The sequence below is a fragment of the Nonomuraea sp. NPDC048826 genome (genome assembly GCF_043198225.1).
Taxonomy (GTDB): Bacteria; Actinomycetota; Actinomycetes; order Streptosporangiales; family Streptosporangiaceae; genus Nonomuraea.
In genome coordinates, this window is the sequence record NZ_JBICUQ010000005.1 from 613476 (window position 1) to 632909 (window position 19434).

The following is a 19434-nucleotide window of genomic DNA, read 5'->3' on the forward strand; positions in this document are numbered from 1 at the left end:
CGCCCGTCACCGCGGGCGGACCACGTCCGTGGCAGCCGCCAGCATGGCCAGCACCGGGAAGATCGCCGGTGGCGTGACCCGGTAGACGCCGCGCTCCGGCTGCTCGACCAGCCCGGCCGAGCCGAGGGTCTTGAGATGGTGGTAGAGCTGCCCCTGCGAAGCCGACGACAGCTCGCTCTGCAGGTCGGCGACGGCCCGCGGGCCCTGCGCGAGCAGTTGCAGGATGCGCAGCCGGGCCGGGTGGCCGGCCGCGGCCAGCACGGCCGCCAACGGGCCGGGCGGCTGCTCCACCAGCCAGCCGGGTGGCCGCGCCATCTCCCAGGTCACCCGGCGGTCGCCGAACGTCGCGTGCCCGCCGTACACCAGCTTGCCCGTCTCCTCGCCGTCGCCGCCGGGCTCGGCCGGGGTGCCTTCGAGGGCGGCGACCCGGGCTTCCAGCGCGGCCACGCGCTCCTCGATCGTCGTCACCAGCGAAAGATATCCCGGAAAACCGGAATTCCAGAGTTGCCGGATGCCGGAAGCCAACCTGCGCCGATCTTGCCGGAGCCCGCCGGTGACGGCGGCGGTCCCGGACGGGCACCATGGCGGGCATGACAGCAGTGGTGCGGGCCGAAGGGCTGACCAAGTACTACGGCAGACGCCGGGGACTGGAGGACCTCGACCTGGAGATCCAGCCAGGCGAGATCTTCGGTTACCTGGGGCCGAACGGCTCCGGGAAGACCACCACGATCCGGCTCCTGCTCGACGTCATCCGGCCCACCCGCGGCCGGGTGAGCGTCCTCGGCGCCGACTCGCGGGAGGCCGCCGTACGGGCCAGGATCGGCTACCTGCCGGGCGAACTCGCTCTCGAAGGCCGCGAGAAGGCCCACGACCACCTGCGGTTCCTCGCCAAGGCGCGCGGCGGGGTGCCCGCCGGCCGGATCGAGGCGCTGGCCGAGCGGCTCGGCGCCGACCTGGGCGTGCCCATGGGCAAGCTCTCCAAGGGCAACAAACAGAAGGTCGGGCTCATCCAGGCGTTCATGCACGAGCCCGAGTTCCTCATCCTGGACGAGCCCACCAGCGGCCTCGACCCGCTGGTCCAGCAGGAGTTCCTCGCCATGCTGCGGGAGGTGCGCGTCTCCGGGCGGACCGTGCTCATGTCCTCGCACGTGCTGGCCGAGGTGGAACACGTCTCCGACCGGGTCGGCATCGTACGGGCCGGGCGGCTCGTCGCCGTGGAGAACGTGTCGGCGCTCCGCGAGAAGGCCGTGCGGCGGGTGGAGCTGCACTTCGACGCGCCCGTGCCGCCTGAGGCGTTCGCGGGCCTGCCGGGCGTGCGTGACCTGCGGGTGGAGGGCGCGAGCGTGCGCTGCACGATCGACGGCAGGCCGGACGCGCTGATCAAGGCCGCCGCCGCGTTCACCGTCGTGCACCTGGTCAGCGCCGAACCGGACCTGGAGGAGATCTTCCTCACCTACTACGGCGACGAGGGGAGACACGATGATCGCCAAGACGTTGCGTGACTACCGGCGGGTCCTCGTCGGCTGGACCATCGGGATCAGCGCCTTCATGGCCCTCTACCTGGGGGTCTACGGCAACGTGAAGGAGAGCCCGGACATCTACGGCCCGCAGGCGATGGCCAAGTTCCCCGGCGCGCTCAAGGACCTCATGGGCGGCCTGGAGGACTTCACCAGCGGCGCCGGCTATCTGCAGTCGGTCGTCTACCAGCTCTTCGTGCCGTTCCTCTTCCTGGCCTGCGCCGCGATCATCGCCAACCGGGCGATCGCCCAGCCCGAGGAGGCGGGCACGCTGGAGCTCGTCGTCACGCTGCCGGTCGACCGCCGCAGGCTCGTCCTGGAGCGGTTCGCCGCCCTGGTGATCGCGCTGGTCGCGGTGGCGGCCGTGACGCTGCTGGTGACCTGGGGGATGGCCGAGGCGGTGGGCATGGGGGTGCCGTTCGACCGGATCCTCGCCGCGCACCTCGGCGTCCTGCTGCTCGGGCTGTTCTTCGGCGCGGTCGCCCTGGCCGTCGGCGCCGCCACCGGCCGCCGGGCGATCGCCACGGCCGTCACCGGGGTGTGGGCGGTGCTCGGCTACGCGGTCGTCACCCTCGGGCGCAGCGTGGACGCCATCGCCTGGCTGAAGTGGCTGTCGCCGTTCCACTACTACGCCGCCGGCCAGCCGGTCGTCCACGGGCTGCCGGTGGGCGACTACCTGGTGCTGGCCGGGGCCGCCGCGGTGCTGGCGCTCGGCGCGGTGCTCGCCTTCGACCGGCGCGACGTGGGGGTGTGATGCCGGAGCAGGTGCCCGCCGACCTGCTCGGCGGGCACCTCCGGGTGCTGCGCGCGGCCGCCGGCACCGGCCGGCTGCCGGACCGGGACGAGCTGGACGCCTGCCGCGCCGACGGCCGCCGCGCCGCCGAGCAGGGTGTGTCGCTTCGTGGGCTGGTCGACGCGGCGCTGGCCGCCGCCGACGGGCGGGCCGGTCCGTCGGTGCTGCCCGCGCTGCGCAAGGCCGTCGGCGCCCTCATGGCGGGGTACGAGGACGCCCAGCACGCCGCGTTGCGCGAGGCCGGGCTGGAACGCCGCACGTTCGTCGACGACCTGCTGCAGGGCAGGGCCGAGCGGCTGGCGGAACGGGCCGAGCACTTCGGGCTGCGGCTGGCCGAGTCGTACCTGGTGGCGGTCGCCCGCGGGTCGGCCGAGACCGGGCCCGACCGCATCGAACGCGACCTGACCGCCCGCTTCGGCTCGCACAACATCCTGGTCGCGGTCCGGGACGGGCTGCTGGTCTGCGTGGTGCCCGCCACGCTGCCGGCGGCGGTCGGCGAGTTCACCCACCACGTGCGCTCCCGCTTCCCCGCCGGCTGGCGGGTCGGCGTCGGCCGGCCGCAGCGCGGGCCCGGCGGCATCGTCACCTCCTACCGGGAGGCGGCCGGCGCCATCGACCTGGCCGACCGGCTCGGACTCAGGCACGACGTCGTCAGGGCCGCCGACCTGCTCGTCTTCCCCGTACTGCTGCGTGACAGGAACGCGATGGAGGACCTGGTGACGAGCGTGCTCAGCCCGCTGCTGGGCGCGCGCGGCGGGCACGAGCCGCTGCTGGAGACGCTGGAAGCGGTCTTCGCCGCGCACGGCAACCAGACCGCCGCCGCACGTCGGCTGGGCGTCAGCACCCGCGCCGTCACCTACCGGCTGCAGCGCGTGCACCGCCTGACCGGGTTCTCGCCGGACGACCCGACCCAGCGGTTCACCCTGGAGACGGCCGTGCTCGGCGCCCGCCTGCTCGACTGGCCCTGGGACTAGTCGACCGCCAGCCGTACGCCGAAGCCGACGATCACCGTGCCCGTCACCCGGTCGAGCAGAAGGCGCACCCGCGGCGAGCGCAGCACGCCGCTCATCGCCGCCGCGAAGGCGATCAGGCCCGTGCTCCACACCAGCCCCTCGGCCACGTGCACGCCCGCCAGCAGCAGCCCGACCGCCGCGTGCGGCGCGTCCGCCGGGATGAACTGCGGCAGCATCGCCACGTAGAACGCGCCCACCTTGGGATTGAGCAGGTTGGTCACCAGCCCGCGCCGGAACCCGGTGCGGAACCGGACCTCCCGCGCGTCCGGCAGGTCGGCGGGCGCGGCCTTCCTCGTCGCGAGCAGCATCCGCAGCCCCATCACCACCAGGTAGGCGGCCCCGGCGTAGCGCAGGATGTCGTAGGCGAGCTGCGAGGCGGCCAGCAGCGTGGCCAGACCGGCCGCGGTCAGCACGCCCCACAGGAGGGTGCCGAGCTGGATCCCCAGCGCCACCCCCCACGCGGCCCGCTTCCCGGACAGCAGGGACGTGCGCAGGATGAGCGCGGTGTCCAGCCCCGGCGTGATCGTCAGCAACGCGACGACGGCGGCGAACGAGACGACGGACGTGGAAAGATCCATGCCCCGAGCGTAGCGTTACGGGATCAGCAGCAGCTTGCCGGTGGTCCGCCGGGCGGCCAGGTCCTCCTGCGCCTTGGCGGCGTCGGCCAGCGGGTAGCGGTGCGACACGTTGACGCGCAGCCTGCCCGTGCTGATCCAGTCGAACAGGTCGGCCGCCCGCCACAGCAGCTCGTCGCGTTCGGCCACGTAGTCGGCCAGCGTCGGCCTGGTGAGGAAGAGCGACCCGGCCCGGTTGAGCCGCTGCGGGTCCACCGGCGGCACCGGACCGCTGGCTGCCCCGTACAGCGCCATGAGCCCGCGCCGGCGCAGCGCCTCCAGCCCGCTGTCGAACGTGGTCGCGCCCACGCCGTCGTAGACCACGTCGACCTTGCCGCGCAGCCTCTCGGCGACGTCCTGGTAGGCCAGCACCTCGTCGGCGCCCGCCTCCAGGGCCAGCTTCTCCTTCGCCGCGGAGGAGGCCGTGCCGTAGACCTTCGCCCCCAGCATCTTGCACACCTGGACCAGGAGCTGCCCCATCCCGCCGGCGGCGGCGTGCACCAGCACCACGTCGCCTTCCTTCACCCGGTGGGTCGAGTGGGTGAGGTAGTGGGCGGTCATGCCCTGCAGCATCACGGCGGCGGCCAGGTCGGGCGCCACCCCCTCGGGCACCGGCACCAGCACCCGGGCGGGCACGACGGCCTTCTCCGTGTAGCTGCCGAGCGCCATCGCCCACGCCACCGTGTCGCCCACCGCCACGCCCTCGACGCCGGGCCCGACCGCGGACACCACGCCCGCGCCCTCGGACCCGATCGTGCAGGGCAGCTGGAGCGGGTAGGCGCCGGAGCGGTGGTAGATGTCGATGAAGTTGACCCCGCTCGCTGCGACGTCGACCACCACCTCGCCGTCGCCGGGCTCCGGGTCGGGCCGCTCGACGTACTCGAGGACTTCGGGGCCGCCCTGGGCGGCCAGCACTATCGCACGCATGCCCCTAGTCAACTACGAACCCGCCGGATCCCGGTGATCGGCCCCGGGTGAACGTCAGCCGGGCAGCACCCGGGCCAGGCCACCGGACTCCATCGCCACCCAGAGCGCGCCGTCGGGGCCGGTGGTGAGGCCGTGCGGCTCCGACCCGGGGAGCTCGACCTCGGTGACCGCGCCGTCGGCGGTGATGCGGCCGAGCCGGCTGGTGGCCCACGCGGTGTACCAGAGCGCGCCGTCAGGCCCGGTGGTGATCGCGTGCGGCCGGCAGGCGCGGTCGGGCAGCGGGTACTCGGTGACCTTGCCCGCCGCGTCGATCCGGCCGATCTGACCCGCGCCGATCTCCGCGAACCAGAGCGCGTCGTCCGGCCCAGCCGTGATGTGCACCGGCGCAGCCCCCTCGGTGGGCAGCGGGTGGACGGTCACCTCCCCGCCGGGCGTGACCCTGCCGACGGCCGCGGCCTGGTTGAGCGTGAACCAGAGCGCGCCGTCGGCCCCGGCCGCGATGCCCGACGGCATCCCGCCCTCCACCGGCACCGCGAACTCGGCCCGCTCCCCGCCGGGGGCGATCCGGCCGACCTTGTCGGCGCGCATGCACGTGTACCACATCGCGCCGTCGGGCCCGGCCACGATCCCGTACGGGGCCTCGGCCTCGTACGAGGTGACCTCGAACTCCGGCGTGATCCGGCCGATCCGGTCGCCCTGGAACTCGGTGAACCACATCGTCCCGTCGGGTCCCGGCGCGATCACGGTCGGCCCGCCGTCGGCCGGGTCGAGCCGGCGCACGACCGGCTCCCCGCCGGGGACCAGCCGGCCGATCGCGCCCTGGTGCACCAGCGTGAACCAGAGCGCGCCGTCGGAGCCGGTCGCGATGCCGTACGGCGCCCCGTCCTCGATCTTGATCAACATGAGTGTCCCCCGTCGAGCGTCGCTAATCACAACTTATGTCGCTTTAGCTTGCCATGGACGAATCTTAAAAGCAACTCATGTCGCTTTAATGTCTGATCGGGTCACCAGGAGGATCAGCTCGGCCCGCGAGCCCGTGCCGGTCTTCTGGAAGATCTTCCGCAGGTGGTACTCGACCGTGCGAGGGCTGAGGAAGAGCTGGGCGGCCACCTCCCTGTTCGTCACCCCCTCGCTGACCGCGAGCGCGATCCGCAGCTCCTGCGGGGTGAGCGCGGCCAGCGCGTCGGGGGCGGCCCCGCCCGTGCTCCCGCCGCTCGCGCGCAGCTCCTCGCGGGCCCGGTCCGCCCAGGCCGCGGCTCCGATCCGGGTGAACGTCTCCATCGCCGCGCGCAGATGGGCGCGCGCGTCCGCGGGCCGCCGGTCGCGCCGCAGGTGCTCGCCCAGGAGCAGTTCGGTACGGGCCAGCTCCATCGGGGAGCCGGCCCGGGCATGCAGGTCGAGCGCCTCCCGGTAGCGCTCCTCGGCGCTGCCGAGCAGGGCGCGGCAGCGGGCGGCCAGCGCCAGCGGCTCCGGCGCGTTCGCGGCCCGCGCCCAGCGGTCGAACGCGGCGAACCGCTCCGCCGCCTCCTCGGGCCGGTCTCCGCGCACGGCGGCCTCGACATGGTCGGGCACGGCCTGCAGCGCGAAGCCCGGATGGGCGGTGCGGGCCAGCGTGCGCAGATGACGCAGGGCGTCACCCCATCGTCCCGCGGCCAGATCGAGGACGCCCAGGGTCCGGTGCGCCATCGCGGCCGCGGCGTCCAGCCGGTGCGGCACCGCGTCCGTGAGCACGTCCGCGGCCAGCCGCCGCGCCTCGTCCTCCCTGCCGCGCAGGGCGGCGACCATGGCCAGCCAGGCGCGGTGACCGCAGGCGAGGTTCGGCTGCCCGGTCTCGGCGGCGAACCTGAGCCCCTCCTCCGCGTACGCCTCCGCGGCGGCGAACCGGCCCGCGCCCATCTCGTCGGCCACCACGAACTCCAGCACCCTGGCCAGCGTGCCCGCCGCGCCGACCGCCCTGGCCAGCCGCACGGCCTCACGCCGCATCCAGCCGCCACGCTCCCGCTCGCCGATGCTCCACACCATGCCGCCGGCCCAGGACAGGCGCTCAGGGTCGTCGATCCGCTGCACGATGTCGAGATCCTCCGGGTGCAGCCCCGGTGCGCCGCCGGACCGCACCCGCATGACCCCCCGGACGAGCCGGCCCAGCGCCTCGTCGGCGCCGCTCCCCGTCAGCGGCAACCGCTCCGCGGCCGCGCCGATCTCCTCCCAGGTCCCCGCGGTGCCGGTCCGGTACGTCGCCTCGCCGTACAGGACGAGCAGCTCCAGCGCCCGGCCCACCTCGTCGGCCGCCGCCCCGGCGATCAGGGGACGCAACAGCGTCAACGCGTACGCGGGAGTCCCGGCCCGCGCCTCGATCAACGCCCTTAACACCGCCACATCGACCCGCACCCGCTCGACATCGCCCACCGAGCCTCCGGGATCGCGCTCGACCGCGTCCGCCGCACCTCCGCGCTCGGGCCCGTCCGCCACGCCTGAGGGGGCGCGTTCCCGGGTGTCCGGGGTCGTCAGGTAGGACGCTTCGTCCTCAGCTCGGTCCAGGAGGGTGCGGGCGCGGGGGGCGTCGCCGCCGTGCCAGGAGGAGGACGCGGCGGCGGCGAGGCGGCGGGCGCGGGCGGGGCCGGGCGGGCTCAGCTCGGCGGCCCGGGACAGCGCCGCGGCGGCCGCGGCGGGGCCGAGCTGGCGGGCCGTGCGCCGGGCCGACCGTTCCAGCTCGGCGGCGACCTCCTCGTCGGGCCCCTCGGCGGCCTGTCCCAGGTGCCAGGCCCGGCGCTCCGCCTCGGCGGGGTCGCCGTCCAGGGCGGCGGCCAGCGCGAGGTGCGCGGCGCGCCGCCCGGCGGGGCCCGCGCCGTGGTAGACCGCCGCGCGCATCAGCGGGTGATCGAACGCCACCGTCGCCCCGTCCACCCTGACCAGGTCGGCCAGCTCGTCCGGATCCCAACGGCCCGCGGCCCGCCGCAGCACGTCGACCCGCCCCGTCCCGTCCGCCGCGATCAGCAGGAGCAGCCGCCGCGCCTCCTCGCCCCGGCGCTCCACCCGGCGCAGGAACGCCGAGCGCAGCCCGTCGGCGAGGGTGACGGGCGCGCGCGGGTCCAGCCGGTCGCCGCGGGCCAGCGCCTGCAGCGCCAGCGGGTTGCCGGCGGTGGCCCGCAGCGACTCGTCCAGCCTGCCCTCGGGGAACCCGTCACCGAGCAGCGCCCGCGCGGCCTCCTTGCCGACCCCGGACAGCGGCAGCCCGGCCAGCCCGTCGCCGCCGACCGCGGCCCCCTCGTCGGCGCGGGCGGCCAGCAGCAGCGCCACCGGCTCCGCCGCCACCCGCCGGGCCACGAACGCCAGCACGTCGAGCGAGGGCCGGTCGGCCCAGTGCGCGTCGTCGGCCAGGCACACCACCCCGCCCAGGTCGGACAGCAGCGACAGGGTGGCCAGCGCCACCAGGTAGGGGTCGGCCGGCGGGCCGTCGACCTGCCCGAACACCGCCCGCAGGCTCCGCTCCTGCGGCGGCGGCAGCGCGGCCACCCGGTCGAGCACGGGCTGCAGCAGCCGGTGCAGCGTCGCGTACGGCAGCGCGGACTCCGGCTCGGCGCCCGCCGTGCGCAGCACCAGCAGCCCGGCCGCCGCCGCCCGCCCGGCCGCGTGCCCGAGCAGCGCGGTCTTGCCGATCCCCGGCTCGCCGTGGAGCACCATCCCGCCGCCGCGCCCGTCTCCGGCCCGCGCCAGCAGAGCCTCGATCGCCGCTCGTTCCCGCTCCCGCCCATGCAGCTCCACCACTCCACGCTAGTACGGAGGCTGGGGATGTCCCTGATTCCACGGGCCTGCCGGATGCCTAGCGTCAACGGTGACCGAATACACAGGAGGAACCGTGAACGGCATCGACGACGTACTCGCCGCCTGGACGGCGGCGGAGGAGCAAGGGGACACGGCGGCGCTGGAGCGGCTGCTGGCCGGCGGCTTCACCGCGGTGGGGCCGCTCGGCTTCACCCTCAGCAGGGACGACTGGCTGGAGCGGCACCGCACGGGGTCGCTGACGTACGAGACGTTCGGGCTGGACGAGACCACCGTGCGGGTCCACGGCGACTGCGCGATCGTGACCGGCCGCCAGCACGCGACAGGCGCGTGGCGGGGCAATCCCGTCCCCGAGGCGCTGCGCAGCACGCTCGTCCTGGTCGGCGGGCGGATCGAGGCCCTCCACATGAGCTTCGTCGCCGGCACCCCCGGCGCGCCCCCGATCCCGGGCGCCCCGCGTCCGTCATGAGCGGCGGACACGGGCCGCCGGAGTGCCGGGTCGCGCTGGTCACCGGGGCGGCCAGGGGCATCGGGGCGGCGACCGCGCGGGCGTTCGGCGCCGCCGGGGTCAAGGTCGTGCTGGCCGCCAGGAGCGAGCGGGATCTGCGCGCGGTGGCCGACGACATCGCCGACCGCGGCGGGCAGGCGCTCGCCGTCCCCGCCGACGTCACCGACCCCGTGTCGGTGCGCCGCCTCGTGGAGCAGACGCTCGGGGCCTTCGGCAGGCTCGACTGCGCGGTCAACAACGCCTCCCACGCCGGCCACCCGCCCACGCCCCTCGCGGACGTCCCGGTCGAGGACCTCGACGCCGCGGTCGCGGTGGGGGTGCGCGGAACGTTCCTGTCCATGAAGTACGAGATCGCGGCCATGCTGGAGTGCGGCGGCGGCGCCATCGTCAACATGTCGTCCACGGCCGGGCTGTCACCGGTCGCCGGGCTGGCCGGTTACGTGTCCGCCAAGTTCGCGCTCACCGGGCTGACCAGGACCGCCGCGCTCGACTACGCCGGGCGGGGCATCCGGGTGAACGCGCTGGCGCCCGGCCCCGTCCTCACCGAACGCCTCGTCTCGGCCGGCGAGCGGGCACGTGACCGGGTGGCCGGCACCGTGCCCGCCGGACGGCTGGCCACTCCCGAGGAGATCGCGGCCGCCGCGGTCTGGCTGTGCGGGCCGCAGGCGGCCTTCGTCACCGGCACCACCTTGACCATCGACGGCGGCTTGCTGGCCGGCATCCCGCCTTTCACCGAAAGGACACCGACATGAACGACATGTGGCTCCGCTACACCCATCTGGACAAGCTCTACGGTCACCTGCCCGGCCTCAACGAGGCGCTGCCCGCGATCTTCGGCCTCACCCGTACGGAGTACGACGAGATCATCGGCCGGTTCGACGAGAGCGCGCGGGCGGCCGCCGAGGACCTGCTGGCCGACGAGGCGTTCGCCGCCGCGCTGGACGGGCTGCCGTTCCGCGCCGGGCAGACGGTGCTCGCGGTGGGCGACAGCAACACCGACGACCTGCAGTCCTGGGCCGAGATCCTGCGCCACCTGCTCGCGCCGCGGGGTGTCCAGGTGGTCAACGGCGGGCTGTCCGCGCACACCACCGCCATGGTGCTGCGGCGCTGGCCCGGCACCCTGACCGCGCTGCGGCCCGACTGGGTGATCTGCGGCCTCGGCGGCAACGACGTCACCCGGGTCGGCCGGGACGCGGCCAAGACGCAGGTCAGCCTCGGGGAGAGCGTGGCCAACCTGCGTGAGCTGCGCCGCCTGGCGCCCGGCACGGACTGGGTGTGGCTGACGCCGGTCCCGGTCGTCGAGGAGCGGGTCGCCGCGACCCCCGCCTTCGCGTACGGGCAGTCCACCTGGCGCAACGACGACGTGGTGGCGCTGGCGAAGGAGGTGAGCACGTTCCCCGAGCCGGTCGTCGACCTCACCGCCGTCTTCGGCGTGCCGGCCGACCCCGAGCTTCAGGGGCCCGACGGCGTGCACGTGACGATGGCCGGGCAGGTGGCGATCGTCAAGGCACTCGTGCAACTGCTGTAGCGTTAAGGTGATTTCTTCTGCGACGGGAGCATGGATGGAGCCGAGAAGGCGACCCGGCGGGCGCAGCGCCCGCGTGCGCGACGCCGTACGGGAGGCGACCCTGGCCGAGCTGGCCGGGAAGGGGTTTCGCGGCCTCACGGTGGAGAATGTCGCCGAGCGGTCCGGGGTGCACAAGACCACCGTCTACCGGCGGTGGGGGAGCGTCGAAGGGCTGATCTCCGACGCGCTGGAGCTGGCCCGCGACGAGCCCTGGCCCATCCCCGACACGGGCGCGGTCGAGGGCGACCTGCGCGGGGTGGCCAGGCTCGTGCAGAGCGGGTTCGCCGATCCCGGGCTGGGCCCGGTGTCGTCGGCGTTCGTGGCGGCGGCCATGCAGAGCCCGGAGGCGGCCCGCGCGCTGCACGACTTCTTCCAGGCCAGGCACGAGCAGTCGGCCGAGGTGGTGCGCCGGGCCGTCGCCCGCGGCGAGCTGCCCGGCTCCGTCGATCCGCACGAGCTGGTCAGGGTCGCGGTGGCGCCGATCTACTACCGGCTGTTCGTCACGCATGAGCCGGTCACGGAGGCCGACGCGGACCGCGCCGCGGACGCCGCCCTGGCCGCCGCCCGTGCCGGCATCCTCTGACCCGCCCCCGCTAGCGGAAGGCGGCGGCGTTGCGGCGGGCCCAGGCGGCGAAGGGGCGGGGGGACCGGCCCAGGAGCCGCTCTACGTCAGGGCTGACGCGCCGCTCGGCCGGGGTGGGCGCGCCGATGATGTCCAGGGTGGTCTCGACCACCGGCTCGGGCATGAAGAGCAGCATCTCCGCGCGGGCCTCCGCGCGGGTCTGCTCGGTGAAGGCGACGGCTTCGCCGATGGCCTCGGCGATCGCCTCCGCGCGTTCCCGGGGCGTGGTGAGGGCGGGGCCGGTCAGCTCGTAGATCCGGCCCGCGTGCCCGCCCCGCAGGGTCACGGCCGCGACCTCGGCGATGTCGTCCGGATCGATGAACGGCAGGCCGACATCGCCGAACGGCGCGGCGACGGCGCGCCGGGCGCGGACCGGCTCCGCCCAGGCGAAGGTGTTGGAGGCGAAGCCGCCGGGCCGCAGGATCGTCCACTCCAGCCCTGACCGCCGGACGGCGTCCTCCAGGGACCGCCCGACCTTCCCGTGGGAGGCGGAGCCGGGGCGGGTCGCCACTCCCTGGGAGGACAACAGCACGACCCGCTCGACCCCGCGGGCTCGCGCGTCGTCGAGGATGCGGCCGACGACGCCGTCCGGGCTGCCTGCGGCCGACACGAAGTCGCCGGAGGTCAGCAGGAACAGCGCGTCCGCGCCGTCCAGGGCGGGCCGGAGCGCGGCCGGGTCGGTGAGGTCGGCGGCGAGCGCGCGCACGCCCGGCGGCACGTCGGATTCGGTGATCTTCCGCGACACGGCCGTCACCTGCTCGCCCGCCTCGATCAGCAGCCGCACCAGCGTCCGGCCGACGTTCCCGGTGGCTCCCGTCACTACGATCATGTCTTGTCCGTTCTGAGTTAGTTGGCTGACTAACTCAGAACCCTAGCACGGCCGACGGCCTATAGTCAGTCGGGTGACTGACTCAAAGACTCGGGCGCGCGGGGCGGACAAGCGGCGGCGCCTGATGGCCGCCACCGCCCGGGTCCTGCACCAGCAGGGCGTGGAGCGCACCACCATCGCCGACATCGCGCACGCCGCCGAGGTCCCCGTCGGGAACGTGTACTACTACTTCAAGACCAAGGACGAGCTGATCCGGGCCGCCCTGTCCGAGCACGCCGACCACCTCGCCCGGCTCACCGGCGAGCTCGACCGGCTGCCCGACCCCCTCGAACGCCTCAAGGCCCTGGTCGGCGCCTGGGTCGGCCAGCGCGACGTCGCGGCACGCTACGGGTGCCCCACCGGGACCCTCGCCGTCGAGCTGGACAAGCGGGCCGAGGGCGGCATCGACGCGGAAGCGGGCGACCTCATCCGGTCGCTGCTGGACTGGGTCGAGCGCCAGTTCCGCGAGCTCGGCCTGCCCGGCCCCGGCGACCTCGCGATCACCTTCGTCGGCGCCTACCAGGGCATGTCACTGCTGGCCAACGCGCTGCGCGACCCGGACATCATGACCCGCGAGGGCGACCGCCTGATCCGCTGGCTCGACTCCCTGCCCGAGAGCCGCTGACGGGGCCTACCGGGTCTCCCGGCGGCGCCGGGAGAACACCCGCCGGGGCAGCACCAGCACCACGTGCGCCACGATGAACGCCGCGGCTCCGCCACCTGGCGGCCACCACCACCCGCACCGCGTCCCGAGGGGCGCCGGCGGTCACTGCTGGGCTTGGGTGCCCCGGAGCTCGAAGTCGTCGTAGGCCATCTTGAGCACCGACTTCTCGTCCTTCGGCGTACGGGCGAACATGCCGACAGAGCCGTTCTCGATGCCGTTCGGGTCGTTGGCCGTCACGACCTTGTCGCCGTTGACCCACAGGGTGAGCCGCACGGCCTTGCCGCTCTGCTCGCAGGCGGCCTCGAGGCGGACCTTGCCCTTCAGCTCGCCGACCTGCGCGGGCTGGGACATGGTGCCGCCCGAGCCGTCGGAGATGCGGCGGATGCGGGCGTTGCCGTTCGTGTCGAGGCCGAACTCGTAGTACGTGTCGTCGTCGGCCGCGTGGCAGTAGACGCCGTACTCGCCCGAGCCGGTCACCTCCTTGACCTCGGCGGTCACGGCGACCAGGACGGTCTGGGGCAGCATCGGGGTGGGCGTGGCCGACGGGTCGGGAGTCTCGGTCGGCGTCTTCGTCGCGAACGGGATGGCCGCCTCCGCCCAGCGCTCCTCGTAGCTCGGCTCCACGTCCAGCCCGTACGTGCCGTCGGTGCGGTAGCCGTAGCTGGAGCTCTGGGTGGCGTCGTAGCGGCCGTTCCAGCCGCCGGACGTCTGGGTGAAGTCCTCCCGGTACAGGACGCTCATCTCGGGCGGCCCGCTCGGCATCAGCGCCCACGCGACCACGCCCACCGCCACCAGCGCCGCCGCCGCGGCGGTGAGACCGGCGATCAGCTTGGCGCGGCGCGGGCCGCGGGGCGGGATCAGGGGCGCGGCGGTGACCGGGGTGGTCGCCTGCTGCCAGGCCACCTGGACGGTGTGCGCCGCCTGCTCCGGCTGGGCGGACCGGCCCACCAGGTGGTCGAGGAGCTGCTGGGCGGTCGGGCGCATGGCGGGGTTCTTGTGGAGCGCGGCCCGGACCAGCTCGCGCAGCCCCGGCTCGACCTCCTCCAGGGCGGGCTCGGTGTTGAGCACCTGGTAGACGATCGCGGGCAGCGTCTCGCCGGGGAACGGGGCCCGCCCGCTCGCGGCGTAGGCCACCAGGCAGCCCCAGGAGAACACGTCGCAGGCCGGCGACACCGGCTCGCCGCGCAGCACCTCGGGCGCCATGTAGCGGGGCGTGCCGATCAGCTCGCCGGTCCCGGTGACGCCGCCCAGGGTGTCGAGCGCCCGCGCGATCCCGAAGTCGATCACGCGTGGCCCGACGGGCGACAGCAGCACGTTGGACGGCTTGAGGTCGCGGTGCACGACTCCGGCGCCGTGGATGGCGGTCAGCGCGGTGGCCACGCTCACGGCCAGCGCGTCGAGGCTCGAACCGCGCAGCGGCCCGGACTGCCGGACCGCCTCCTCCAAGTTGGGGCCGGGGACGTACTCGGTGACGACGTAGAGCTGGTCGCCGTCGAGCGCGGCCTCCAGCACGGCCGCCGTGCAGAACCGCCGGACCCGCCGCGCCGCGTCGGCCTCCCTGCGGAAGCGCATGCGGAACTGCTCGTGCTGGCTGAACTCCGGGTTGATCACCTTGATGGCGACCTGCTGCCCCGACGGGTCGTCGGCGAGGTACACCGTGCCCATCCCACCCCGGCCCAGCACGCGCGCCAGCCTGTAGCGCCCGATGTGGGAGGTTTCACCGCTCACGGCGCGTAAGCTTACCGATTTCGGCCCGGCCGTCGAATGCCGTTGACGAGGAGTCATGCGTTCCAGGCCGCCGGGCGAGCGGTATCGGCGTGTCGCGCACGCCCTTCACGCGTCCAGCCTGATCTCGCGGAGCGTGGGCAGACCGGTGGCGGTGACGACCACGACCCGGCAGCCGGCGCTGGTGGCGGCCGTCACGCCGGCCGGGCTGTCTTCCAGGACGACGCAGCGCGAGGGGGGCGCGCCGAGCCGGCGGGCGGCCTCCAGGTACGGGTCCGGGTGCGGTTTGCCGCGTTCGGTGTCCTCCGCCGCGACCACCTCGTCGAAGCGGTGACCGAGGCGGGGGAGCACCAGGGCGGCGATGCTCCGGGGCGAGGCGGTCACCAGGGCGGTCGGGATGCGGGCGGCGGCCAGCTCGCGCAGCAGGGGAGTGGCGCCGGGCATGACGTCGAAGCTCTGCGCCAGCTCGCCGGCGAAGGCGCGGGTGAGCCGGCCGGCGAGGGCGTCCCGGGCGCCCGTGCCGGATTCCGTGCCGGTGTCCGTGCCGGTGTCCGTGCCGGTGCGCGGGCCGGTGCGCGGGCCGGGGTGCGCGCCGGCGTCCGGGGCGGGCGGTTCGCAGGCGCGGGAGAGCAGGTGGGCGGCCGTGTGCTCGATCGTCCGGCCGAGCACGTCCGGCTCGTCGGCCGGGCGCAGGCGGACGCCCAGGTCACGGGCGACCGCCGCGGTGGCGCGCCACCAGTGGGGTTCGGTGTCCACGAGGGTCCCGTCCAAGTCGAACAGGACCGCCGCGGGCACCTCAGACGGCATCGGCCACGGAATCGGCCGTGGAATCGGCCGTGGGATCGGCGGCGCTCTCGGGGGCCGCGTCGTTCCCGGGGGCCGGGCGCGCGGCCACCAGGACGGGGCGTTCCACCAGCCGGATCCCGACGCGGGTGCCGGGCGCGAGCCGGGCCGCCTCGTGGCCGGGCACGTCGGCGAGGATCTCGTTGCCGTCCAGCAGCAGGCGAAGGCGTACGGACGCGCCCCGGAAGGACGCCGCCACCACCTCCCCGGAACCGGACCCAGGACCGGGGGCGGGCACCGGCTCGGCCGCCGGGTCGAGAGCGGGCGCCGTCACCAGGACGGCCTCCGGGCGGATCAGCACATGCACGTCGGGCTCGGCCGGGGCCTCCCCGTCGACGGGCAGCGTCTGGCCGAGCACCGTCACCTTGCCGTCGCCGGCGAGCCGCCCCGGCAGGTGGTTCATGGTGCCGACGAACTCGGCCACGAACGGGGTGGCGGGCCGGTCGTACACCTCGGCGGGCGGGCCGACCTGCTCCAGGCGGCCGTCGCGGAGCACCGCGACCTGGTCGGCGATCGACAGCGCCTCCTCCTGGTCGTGCGTCACGAAGATCGTGGTGATGCCCAGGTCGAGCTGGAGGCGGCGGATCTCCTCGCGCAGCGCGACCCGTACCTTGGCGTCGAGCGCGGACAGCGGCTCGTCGAGCAGCAGTACGCGCGGTTCCAGGGCGAGCGCGCGGGCCAGCGCGACGCGCTGCTGCTGGCCGCCGGAGAGCTGGTGCGGGTAGCGGTCGGCGTGGCGGGGCAGGCCGACCAGTTCCAGCAGCTCGTCGGCCCTGGCCCGCCGGGTGGCGGCGGGCACCCGGCGCACGCGCAGGCCGAAGGCGACGTTGTCGCGCGCGTTCAGGTTGGGGAAGAGCGAGTACGACTGGAACACCATGCCGGCGTCGCGTTTGTTCGCGGGCACGTCGGTGATGTCCTTGCCGTCGACCAGCACGGCCCCGGAGTCGGGCCGCTCGAACCCGGCCACGCAGCGCAGCGCCGTCGTCTTGCCGCAGCCGGACGGGCCGAGCAGGGCGACGAACTGGCCGGGTTCGATGGTCAGGTCGAGGCCGTCCAGCGCCACCGTCTTGCCGAAGACCCGCCGCAGGCCCCGGAACTCCACCTTGGACGTCACTTCTTTTCCCTCCCGAAAGCGGTGGAGACCGCGAGCAGCAGCAGCCAGATGAGCAGCAGGCTGAGGATCGAGACCGCGACCGACACCTGGCCGCGCGAGCCGGAGATGGTCACGATCCACACCGCGAACGGCTGGTAGCCGAGCAGCCTGGACACCGTGAACTCGCCGAACACCAGGGCGAGCGTGAGGAACGAGGCGCTGGCCAGGGCCGAGCGCAGGTTGGGCACGATTACCCTGAACAGCACGTGCGGCCAGGACGCGCCGAGGCTGCGCGCCGCCTCCACCAGGGTCCGCACGTCCATGGTGCGCAGCCCCGCGTCCAGCGAGCGGTAGACGAACGGCAGCACCAGCACCACGTACGCGAGTACGAGCACGATGGGGAAGCCGGGGTCCTGGATCGCGATGAGCGTGGCCCAGAACGGGGTGGGCGCGAGCACGTCGGCGCCGACCCGCAGCGAGGTGCCCAGCCCGGCGACGAACGTGATCGGCGGCACCACGAGCGGGAGCGTGCAGAGCACCTCCATCAGCGGCCGCAGCCCCGGCGCGAACAGCCGGACGGCCAGCATCGCGGGCAGCGTCAGCAGCAGCACCACGGCGATCGTGGCCAGGGCGAGCGCCAGCGACAGCATCAGGCTGGGCACGAAGCCCTCCGCCGTCAGCAGTTCGGCGTAGGGGCCGAGGGACACTCCCGTGGTGGGCGTGTAGATCGTGTACCAGAGCGACGCCCCGAGCGGCACCAGGAAGTAGAGCCCGGCCAGCACGAACACGACGGCACGCCAGGCACGCGGGCGGGCGGGCTGCGCGGACGCGGTGATCAGGGGCTGTTCCAGGCCCGTCACTGCAGCCATCGGGTGGTCCTCCTCTGCAGCGGCAGGTAGATCAGCATGACCAGGCCGGCGATGACGATCATGTCGAGGCTCAGCGCGAGCGCCACGTTCTCCTGGCCGATCAGCACGTCGCTGGTGAGCGCGTTGGCGATCTTCAGGGTGACCAGCGGGACGACCGTGCCCGCGCCCATGGCCGCCGCCGTGGCGTAGGCGGCGAAGGCCGAGCCGAACAGCAGCACCACCCCGCCGAGCAGGGCGGGCGTCAGCACGGGCAGGCCGACGTGACGCCAGTAGTGCCAGGCGGTGGCGCCGTTGTTGGCCGCCGCCTCACGCCACTGCGGGCGCAGCCCGTCCAGGGCCGGCGCCATCACCAGCACCATCAGCGGCACGCTGAAGTACAGGTAGACGATCACCAGGCCCCAGAACGAGTACAGCGACCCCGACGGCAGCCCCAGCAGCCCGCTCACCACGCCCGAGTTGCCCAGCGTGGCGACCCAGAAGAAGGCGAGCGGGACGCCGCCGAAGTTGGCCAGCACGCCGGAAGCGGTCAGCACGGCGTTGCGCAGCGCGGTGGACCGGGAGGTGACGACCGCGTACGCGAGGAAGGTGCCGAGCACCGCCCCCAGCAGCGCCACCACCGCCGAGACCTGCACGCTGCCGACCATGGCGGTCAGGTTGCCGCCCTCCAGGCTCTGCCGGAGGTTGGCCAGCGTCGGTTCGCCGCGCGAGGTGAAGGCCCCCGCCAGCAGCGCTGCCAGCGGGATGCCGAACACGAACGCGTAGAAGGCGAGCAGGGGCAGCGCGCCGAGCCACCCCGTGGACCGTCTCATCCCGAGATCGCCGCGTCCCAGCCGCTCGCCAGTTTGGCCTTGGCCGCGTCGACCTGCTCCGTGGTCGGGAAGGTCGGCTCGCCGTCGACCGGGGGCAGCGCGTCGGCGGCGGCCTGGTCGATGCTGCCGTCGGCCTGCATGGCGGGCATGAGCACCGGCCGGGCGAAGCCCTTCAGGTAGAGGTTCTGGCCCTCGGAGCTGTAGAGGAACTCCTGCCAGAGGCGGGCGGCCGCGGGGTGCGGGGCGTCCTTGTTGATCGCCTGGGCGTACATCTGGAAGTACTTGCCGTCGGACGGCACGTTGACCTTCCAGTCGATGCCCTTGGCGGTCATCTGCGGGGCGTAGGCGGCGTTGTTGTAGTCCCAGTCGATGCTGATCTGGGTCTCGCCCTTCTCGATCGTGGCCGGGGTGGTCTCGACCGGGTTGAAGTTGCCCGCCTCCTTCAGCTTCTTGAAGAAGTCGATGCCCGGCTGGATGTCGTCGAACGAGCCGCCGCTGGCGATCGAGGCCGCGTAGACGCCGGCGAAGGCCGAGCCGGACTTGGTGGGGTTGCCGTTGAGCGCGACCTTGCCCTTGTACTCGGGCTTGAGCAGGTCGGCGAAGCTCTCCGGGCAGGTCGTGATCTTCTTGGCGTCGCAGCCGATGGAGACGTAGCCGCCGTAGTCGTTGACCCAGAGGCCGGTGGGCTCCTTCTGGCCCTCGGGGATCTTGTCGAAGGTCTGCACCTTGTACGGGGCGAACAGGCCCTCGGTGGCGCCGCTGAGCGCGAACGACTGGCCGAGGTCGAGCACGTCGGGGGCGCGGTCCTGGCCCTTGCGGGTCTTGACCGCGTTGATCTCGTCGGCGCTGGACGCGTCAGGGTCCTCGCTCTCGATCTTGATGCCGTACTTGGCCTCGAACGCCTTGATGATCTCGCCGTAGTTCGCCCAGTCCGGCGGCAGGGCGATGACGTGCAGGTTGCCTTCCTTCTTGGCCGCCTCCACGAGCTTGTCGAAGCCGCCGAAGTCGGCGGCCGAGGTCGCGGTGCGTGCGTCCACTCCGCCCTCGGCGGCTGTCGACGTCTGGGTTCCTGGTGCGGCGCCGCAGGCCGCGGTGGCTACGGTGAGGGCGGCGATGACGCCTGCCACACGAGCGCGAGGTGTGAACACGGGGCCTCCACTCCGGGGGTGTGGAAAGAATGTAGAAGAACTTGTACAAACAAGCGAGCACCAGTTAGTCGCAT

At 74.0% G+C, this 19434-nt stretch carries 20 protein-coding genes; 8 read left to right on the top strand and 12 right to left on the bottom strand.

What is annotated here, in order from left to right; genetic code table 11:
- Window positions 1-6: 6 nt before the first annotated feature.
- Window positions 7-468, bottom strand: coding sequence for an ArsR/SmtB family transcription factor (locus ACGFI7_RS21150; RefSeq protein WP_393406840.1), 462 nt, complete (start codon window positions 466-468; stop codon window positions 7-9).
- Between the two features lie 122 nt (window positions 469-590).
- Here ACGFI7_RS21150 and ACGFI7_RS21155 point away from each other — a divergent pair, with 122 nt between their 5' ends.
- Genes ACGFI7_RS21155 through ACGFI7_RS21165 form a run of 3 tightly spaced genes read left to right on the top strand, consistent with a single transcriptional unit; the run spans window position 591 to window position 3284 of the window.
- Entirely contained in the window at window positions 591-1502 is a 912-nt protein-coding gene (locus ACGFI7_RS21155) for an ABC transporter ATP-binding protein (RefSeq protein WP_393406843.1), read from the top strand.
- Complete coding sequence (locus tag ACGFI7_RS21160) at window positions 1480-2271, top strand: ABC transporter permease subunit (RefSeq protein WP_393406845.1); 792 nt, start codon at window positions 1480-1482, stop codon at window positions 2269-2271. Before ACGFI7_RS21155 ends, ACGFI7_RS21160 begins: the two co-directional genes overlap by 23 nt.
- Window positions 2271-3284 (top strand): PucR family transcriptional regulator, encoded by a 1014-nt coding sequence (locus tag ACGFI7_RS21165; protein WP_393406847.1) that lies wholly within the window; start codon window positions 2271-2273, stop codon window positions 3282-3284. The genes ACGFI7_RS21160 and ACGFI7_RS21165 overlap by 1 nt, the downstream gene beginning before the upstream one ends.
- On the opposite strand, the gene ACGFI7_RS21170 is transcribed toward ACGFI7_RS21165, so the two are convergent.
- The 4 genes from ACGFI7_RS21170 to ACGFI7_RS21185 all read right to left on the bottom strand — a co-directional run bounded on the left by ACGFI7_RS21170 (window position 3281) and on the right by ACGFI7_RS21185 (window position 8626).
- Window positions 3281-3901: a LysE family translocator gene (locus ACGFI7_RS21170; protein ID WP_393406849.1), complete on the bottom strand. Its 621-nt coding sequence runs from the start codon at window positions 3899-3901 to the stop codon at window positions 3281-3283. The genes ACGFI7_RS21165 and ACGFI7_RS21170 overlap by 4 nt on opposite strands.
- Window positions 3902-3916: 15 nt before the next feature.
- Window positions 3917-4864, bottom strand: coding sequence for a quinone oxidoreductase family protein (locus ACGFI7_RS21175; RefSeq protein WP_393406852.1), 948 nt, complete (start codon window positions 4862-4864; stop codon window positions 3917-3919).
- 54 nt (window positions 4865-4918) lie between these two features.
- Window positions 4919-5767, bottom strand: coding sequence for a virginiamycin B lyase (locus tag ACGFI7_RS21180; RefSeq protein ID WP_393406854.1), 849 nt, complete (start codon window positions 5765-5767; stop codon window positions 4919-4921).
- A 75-nt stretch (window positions 5768-5842) separates the two neighbouring features.
- A complete protein-coding gene (locus ACGFI7_RS21185; protein ID WP_393406857.1) occupies window positions 5843-8626 on the bottom strand; it encodes an AAA family ATPase in 2784 nt (927 codons plus the stop codon).
- Window positions 8627-8720: 94 nt separating this feature from the next.
- Here ACGFI7_RS21185 and ACGFI7_RS21190 point away from each other — a divergent pair, with 94 nt between their 5' ends.
- The 4 genes from ACGFI7_RS21190 to ACGFI7_RS21205 are packed head-to-tail and all read left to right on the top strand — an operon-like array spanning window position 8721 to window position 11302.
- A complete protein-coding gene (locus ACGFI7_RS21190; protein WP_393406859.1) occupies window positions 8721-9113 on the top strand; it encodes a nuclear transport factor 2 family protein in 393 nt (130 codons plus the stop codon).
- A complete protein-coding gene (locus ACGFI7_RS21195; RefSeq protein ID WP_393406861.1) occupies window positions 9110-9904 on the top strand; it encodes an SDR family NAD(P)-dependent oxidoreductase in 795 nt (264 codons plus the stop codon). The genes ACGFI7_RS21190 and ACGFI7_RS21195 overlap by 4 nt, the downstream gene beginning before the upstream one ends.
- Window positions 9901-10680 carry an SGNH/GDSL hydrolase family protein gene (locus ACGFI7_RS21200; RefSeq protein ID WP_393406863.1) on the top strand — a complete coding sequence of 260 codons (780 nt, stop codon included), beginning with the start codon at window positions 9901-9903 and terminating at the stop codon, window positions 10678-10680. The genes ACGFI7_RS21195 and ACGFI7_RS21200 overlap by 4 nt, the downstream gene beginning before the upstream one ends.
- Window positions 10681-10714: 34 nt before the next feature.
- Complete coding sequence (locus ACGFI7_RS21205; RefSeq protein ID WP_393406865.1) at window positions 10715-11302, top strand: TetR/AcrR family transcriptional regulator; 588 nt, start codon at window positions 10715-10717, stop codon at window positions 11300-11302.
- A gap of 10 nt (window positions 11303-11312) precedes the next feature.
- Here ACGFI7_RS21205 and ACGFI7_RS21210 read toward each other — a convergent pair whose 3' ends face one another.
- Window positions 11313-12170: an NAD(P)H-binding protein gene (locus ACGFI7_RS21210; protein WP_393406868.1), complete on the bottom strand. Its 858-nt coding sequence runs from the start codon at window positions 12168-12170 to the stop codon at window positions 11313-11315.
- Between the two features lie 73 nt (window positions 12171-12243).
- On the opposite strand from ACGFI7_RS21210, the gene ACGFI7_RS21215 reads away from it, so the two are divergent.
- Window positions 12244-12834 carry a TetR/AcrR family transcriptional regulator gene (locus tag ACGFI7_RS21215; protein ID WP_393406871.1) on the top strand — a complete coding sequence of 197 codons (591 nt, stop codon included), beginning with the start codon at window positions 12244-12246 and terminating at the stop codon, window positions 12832-12834.
- 141 nt (window positions 12835-12975) lie between these two features.
- Here the strand turns inward: ACGFI7_RS21215 and ACGFI7_RS21220 are convergent, their stop codons facing one another.
- The 6 genes from ACGFI7_RS21220 to ACGFI7_RS21245 all read right to left on the bottom strand — a co-directional run bounded on the left by ACGFI7_RS21220 (window position 12976) and on the right by ACGFI7_RS21245 (window position 19360).
- The gene (locus ACGFI7_RS21220) at window positions 12976-14601 is read right to left on the bottom strand and encodes a serine/threonine-protein kinase (protein ID WP_393406873.1); all 1626 of its coding nucleotides are present in this window, start codon (window positions 14599-14601) and stop codon (window positions 12976-12978) included.
- A 105-nt stretch (window positions 14602-14706) separates the two neighbouring features.
- Window positions 14707-15405 (bottom strand): HAD family hydrolase, encoded by a 699-nt coding sequence (locus tag ACGFI7_RS21225; RefSeq protein WP_393406875.1) that lies wholly within the window; start codon window positions 15403-15405, stop codon window positions 14707-14709.
- Window positions 15395-16555 carry an ABC transporter ATP-binding protein gene (locus ACGFI7_RS21230; protein ID WP_393406877.1) on the bottom strand — a complete coding sequence of 387 codons (1161 nt, stop codon included), beginning with the start codon at window positions 16553-16555 and terminating at the stop codon, window positions 15395-15397. The genes ACGFI7_RS21225 and ACGFI7_RS21230 overlap by 11 nt, the downstream gene beginning before the upstream one ends.
- Window positions 16552-17403: an ABC transporter permease gene (locus ACGFI7_RS21235; protein ID WP_393406879.1), complete on the bottom strand. Its 852-nt coding sequence runs from the start codon at window positions 17401-17403 to the stop codon at window positions 16552-16554. The genes ACGFI7_RS21230 and ACGFI7_RS21235 overlap by 4 nt, the downstream gene beginning before the upstream one ends.
- Complete coding sequence (locus ACGFI7_RS21240; protein WP_393406881.1) at window positions 17391-18212, bottom strand: ABC transporter permease; 822 nt, start codon at window positions 18210-18212, stop codon at window positions 17391-17393. Before ACGFI7_RS21240 ends, ACGFI7_RS21235 begins: the two co-directional genes overlap by 13 nt.
- Window positions 18209-19360, bottom strand: coding sequence for an ABC transporter substrate-binding protein (locus tag ACGFI7_RS21245; protein WP_393406883.1), 1152 nt, complete (start codon window positions 19358-19360; stop codon window positions 18209-18211). Before ACGFI7_RS21245 ends, ACGFI7_RS21240 begins: the two co-directional genes overlap by 4 nt.
- Window positions 19361-19434 lie beyond the last annotated feature (74 nt).

Excerpts from the sequence above, each read along its gene's own strand:
- ACGFI7_RS21205 (WP_393406865.1), top strand. The coding sequence starts at position 10,715 with ATGGAGCCGAGAAGGCGACCCGGCGGGCGCAGCGCCCGCGTGCGCGAC.
- ACGFI7_RS21240 (WP_393406881.1), bottom strand. The coding sequence starts at position 18,212 with ATGAGACGGTCCACGGGGTGGCTCGGCGCGCTGCCCCTGCTCGCCTTC.
- ACGFI7_RS21180 (WP_393406854.1), bottom strand. The coding sequence starts at position 5,767 with ATGTTGATCAAGATCGAGGACGGGGCGCCGTACGGCATCGCGACCGGC.
- ACGFI7_RS21165 (WP_393406847.1), top strand. The coding sequence starts at position 2,271 with ATGCCGGAGCAGGTGCCCGCCGACCTGCTCGGCGGGCACCTCCGGGTG.
- ACGFI7_RS21155 (WP_393406843.1), top strand. The coding sequence starts at position 591 with ATGACAGCAGTGGTGCGGGCCGAAGGGCTGACCAAGTACTACGGCAGA.
- ACGFI7_RS21200 (WP_393406863.1), top strand. The coding sequence starts at position 9,901 with ATGAACGACATGTGGCTCCGCTACACCCATCTGGACAAGCTCTACGGT.
- ACGFI7_RS21195 (WP_393406861.1), top strand. The coding sequence starts at position 9,110 with ATGAGCGGCGGACACGGGCCGCCGGAGTGCCGGGTCGCGCTGGTCACC.
- ACGFI7_RS21225 (WP_393406875.1), bottom strand. The coding sequence starts at position 15,405 with ATGCCGTCTGAGGTGCCCGCGGCGGTCCTGTTCGACTTGGACGGGACC.
- ACGFI7_RS21210 (WP_393406868.1), bottom strand. The coding sequence starts at position 12,170 with ATGATCGTAGTGACGGGAGCCACCGGGAACGTCGGCCGGACGCTGGTG.
- ACGFI7_RS21175 (WP_393406852.1), bottom strand. The coding sequence starts at position 4,864 with ATGCGTGCGATAGTGCTGGCCGCCCAGGGCGGCCCCGAAGTCCTCGAG.
- ACGFI7_RS21235 (WP_393406879.1), bottom strand. The coding sequence starts at position 17,403 with ATGGCTGCAGTGACGGGCCTGGAACAGCCCCTGATCACCGCGTCCGCG.
- ACGFI7_RS21170 (WP_393406849.1), bottom strand. The coding sequence starts at position 3,901 with ATGGATCTTTCCACGTCCGTCGTCTCGTTCGCCGCCGTCGTCGCGTTG.
- ACGFI7_RS21160 (WP_393406845.1), top strand. The coding sequence starts at position 1,480 with ATGATCGCCAAGACGTTGCGTGACTACCGGCGGGTCCTCGTCGGCTGG.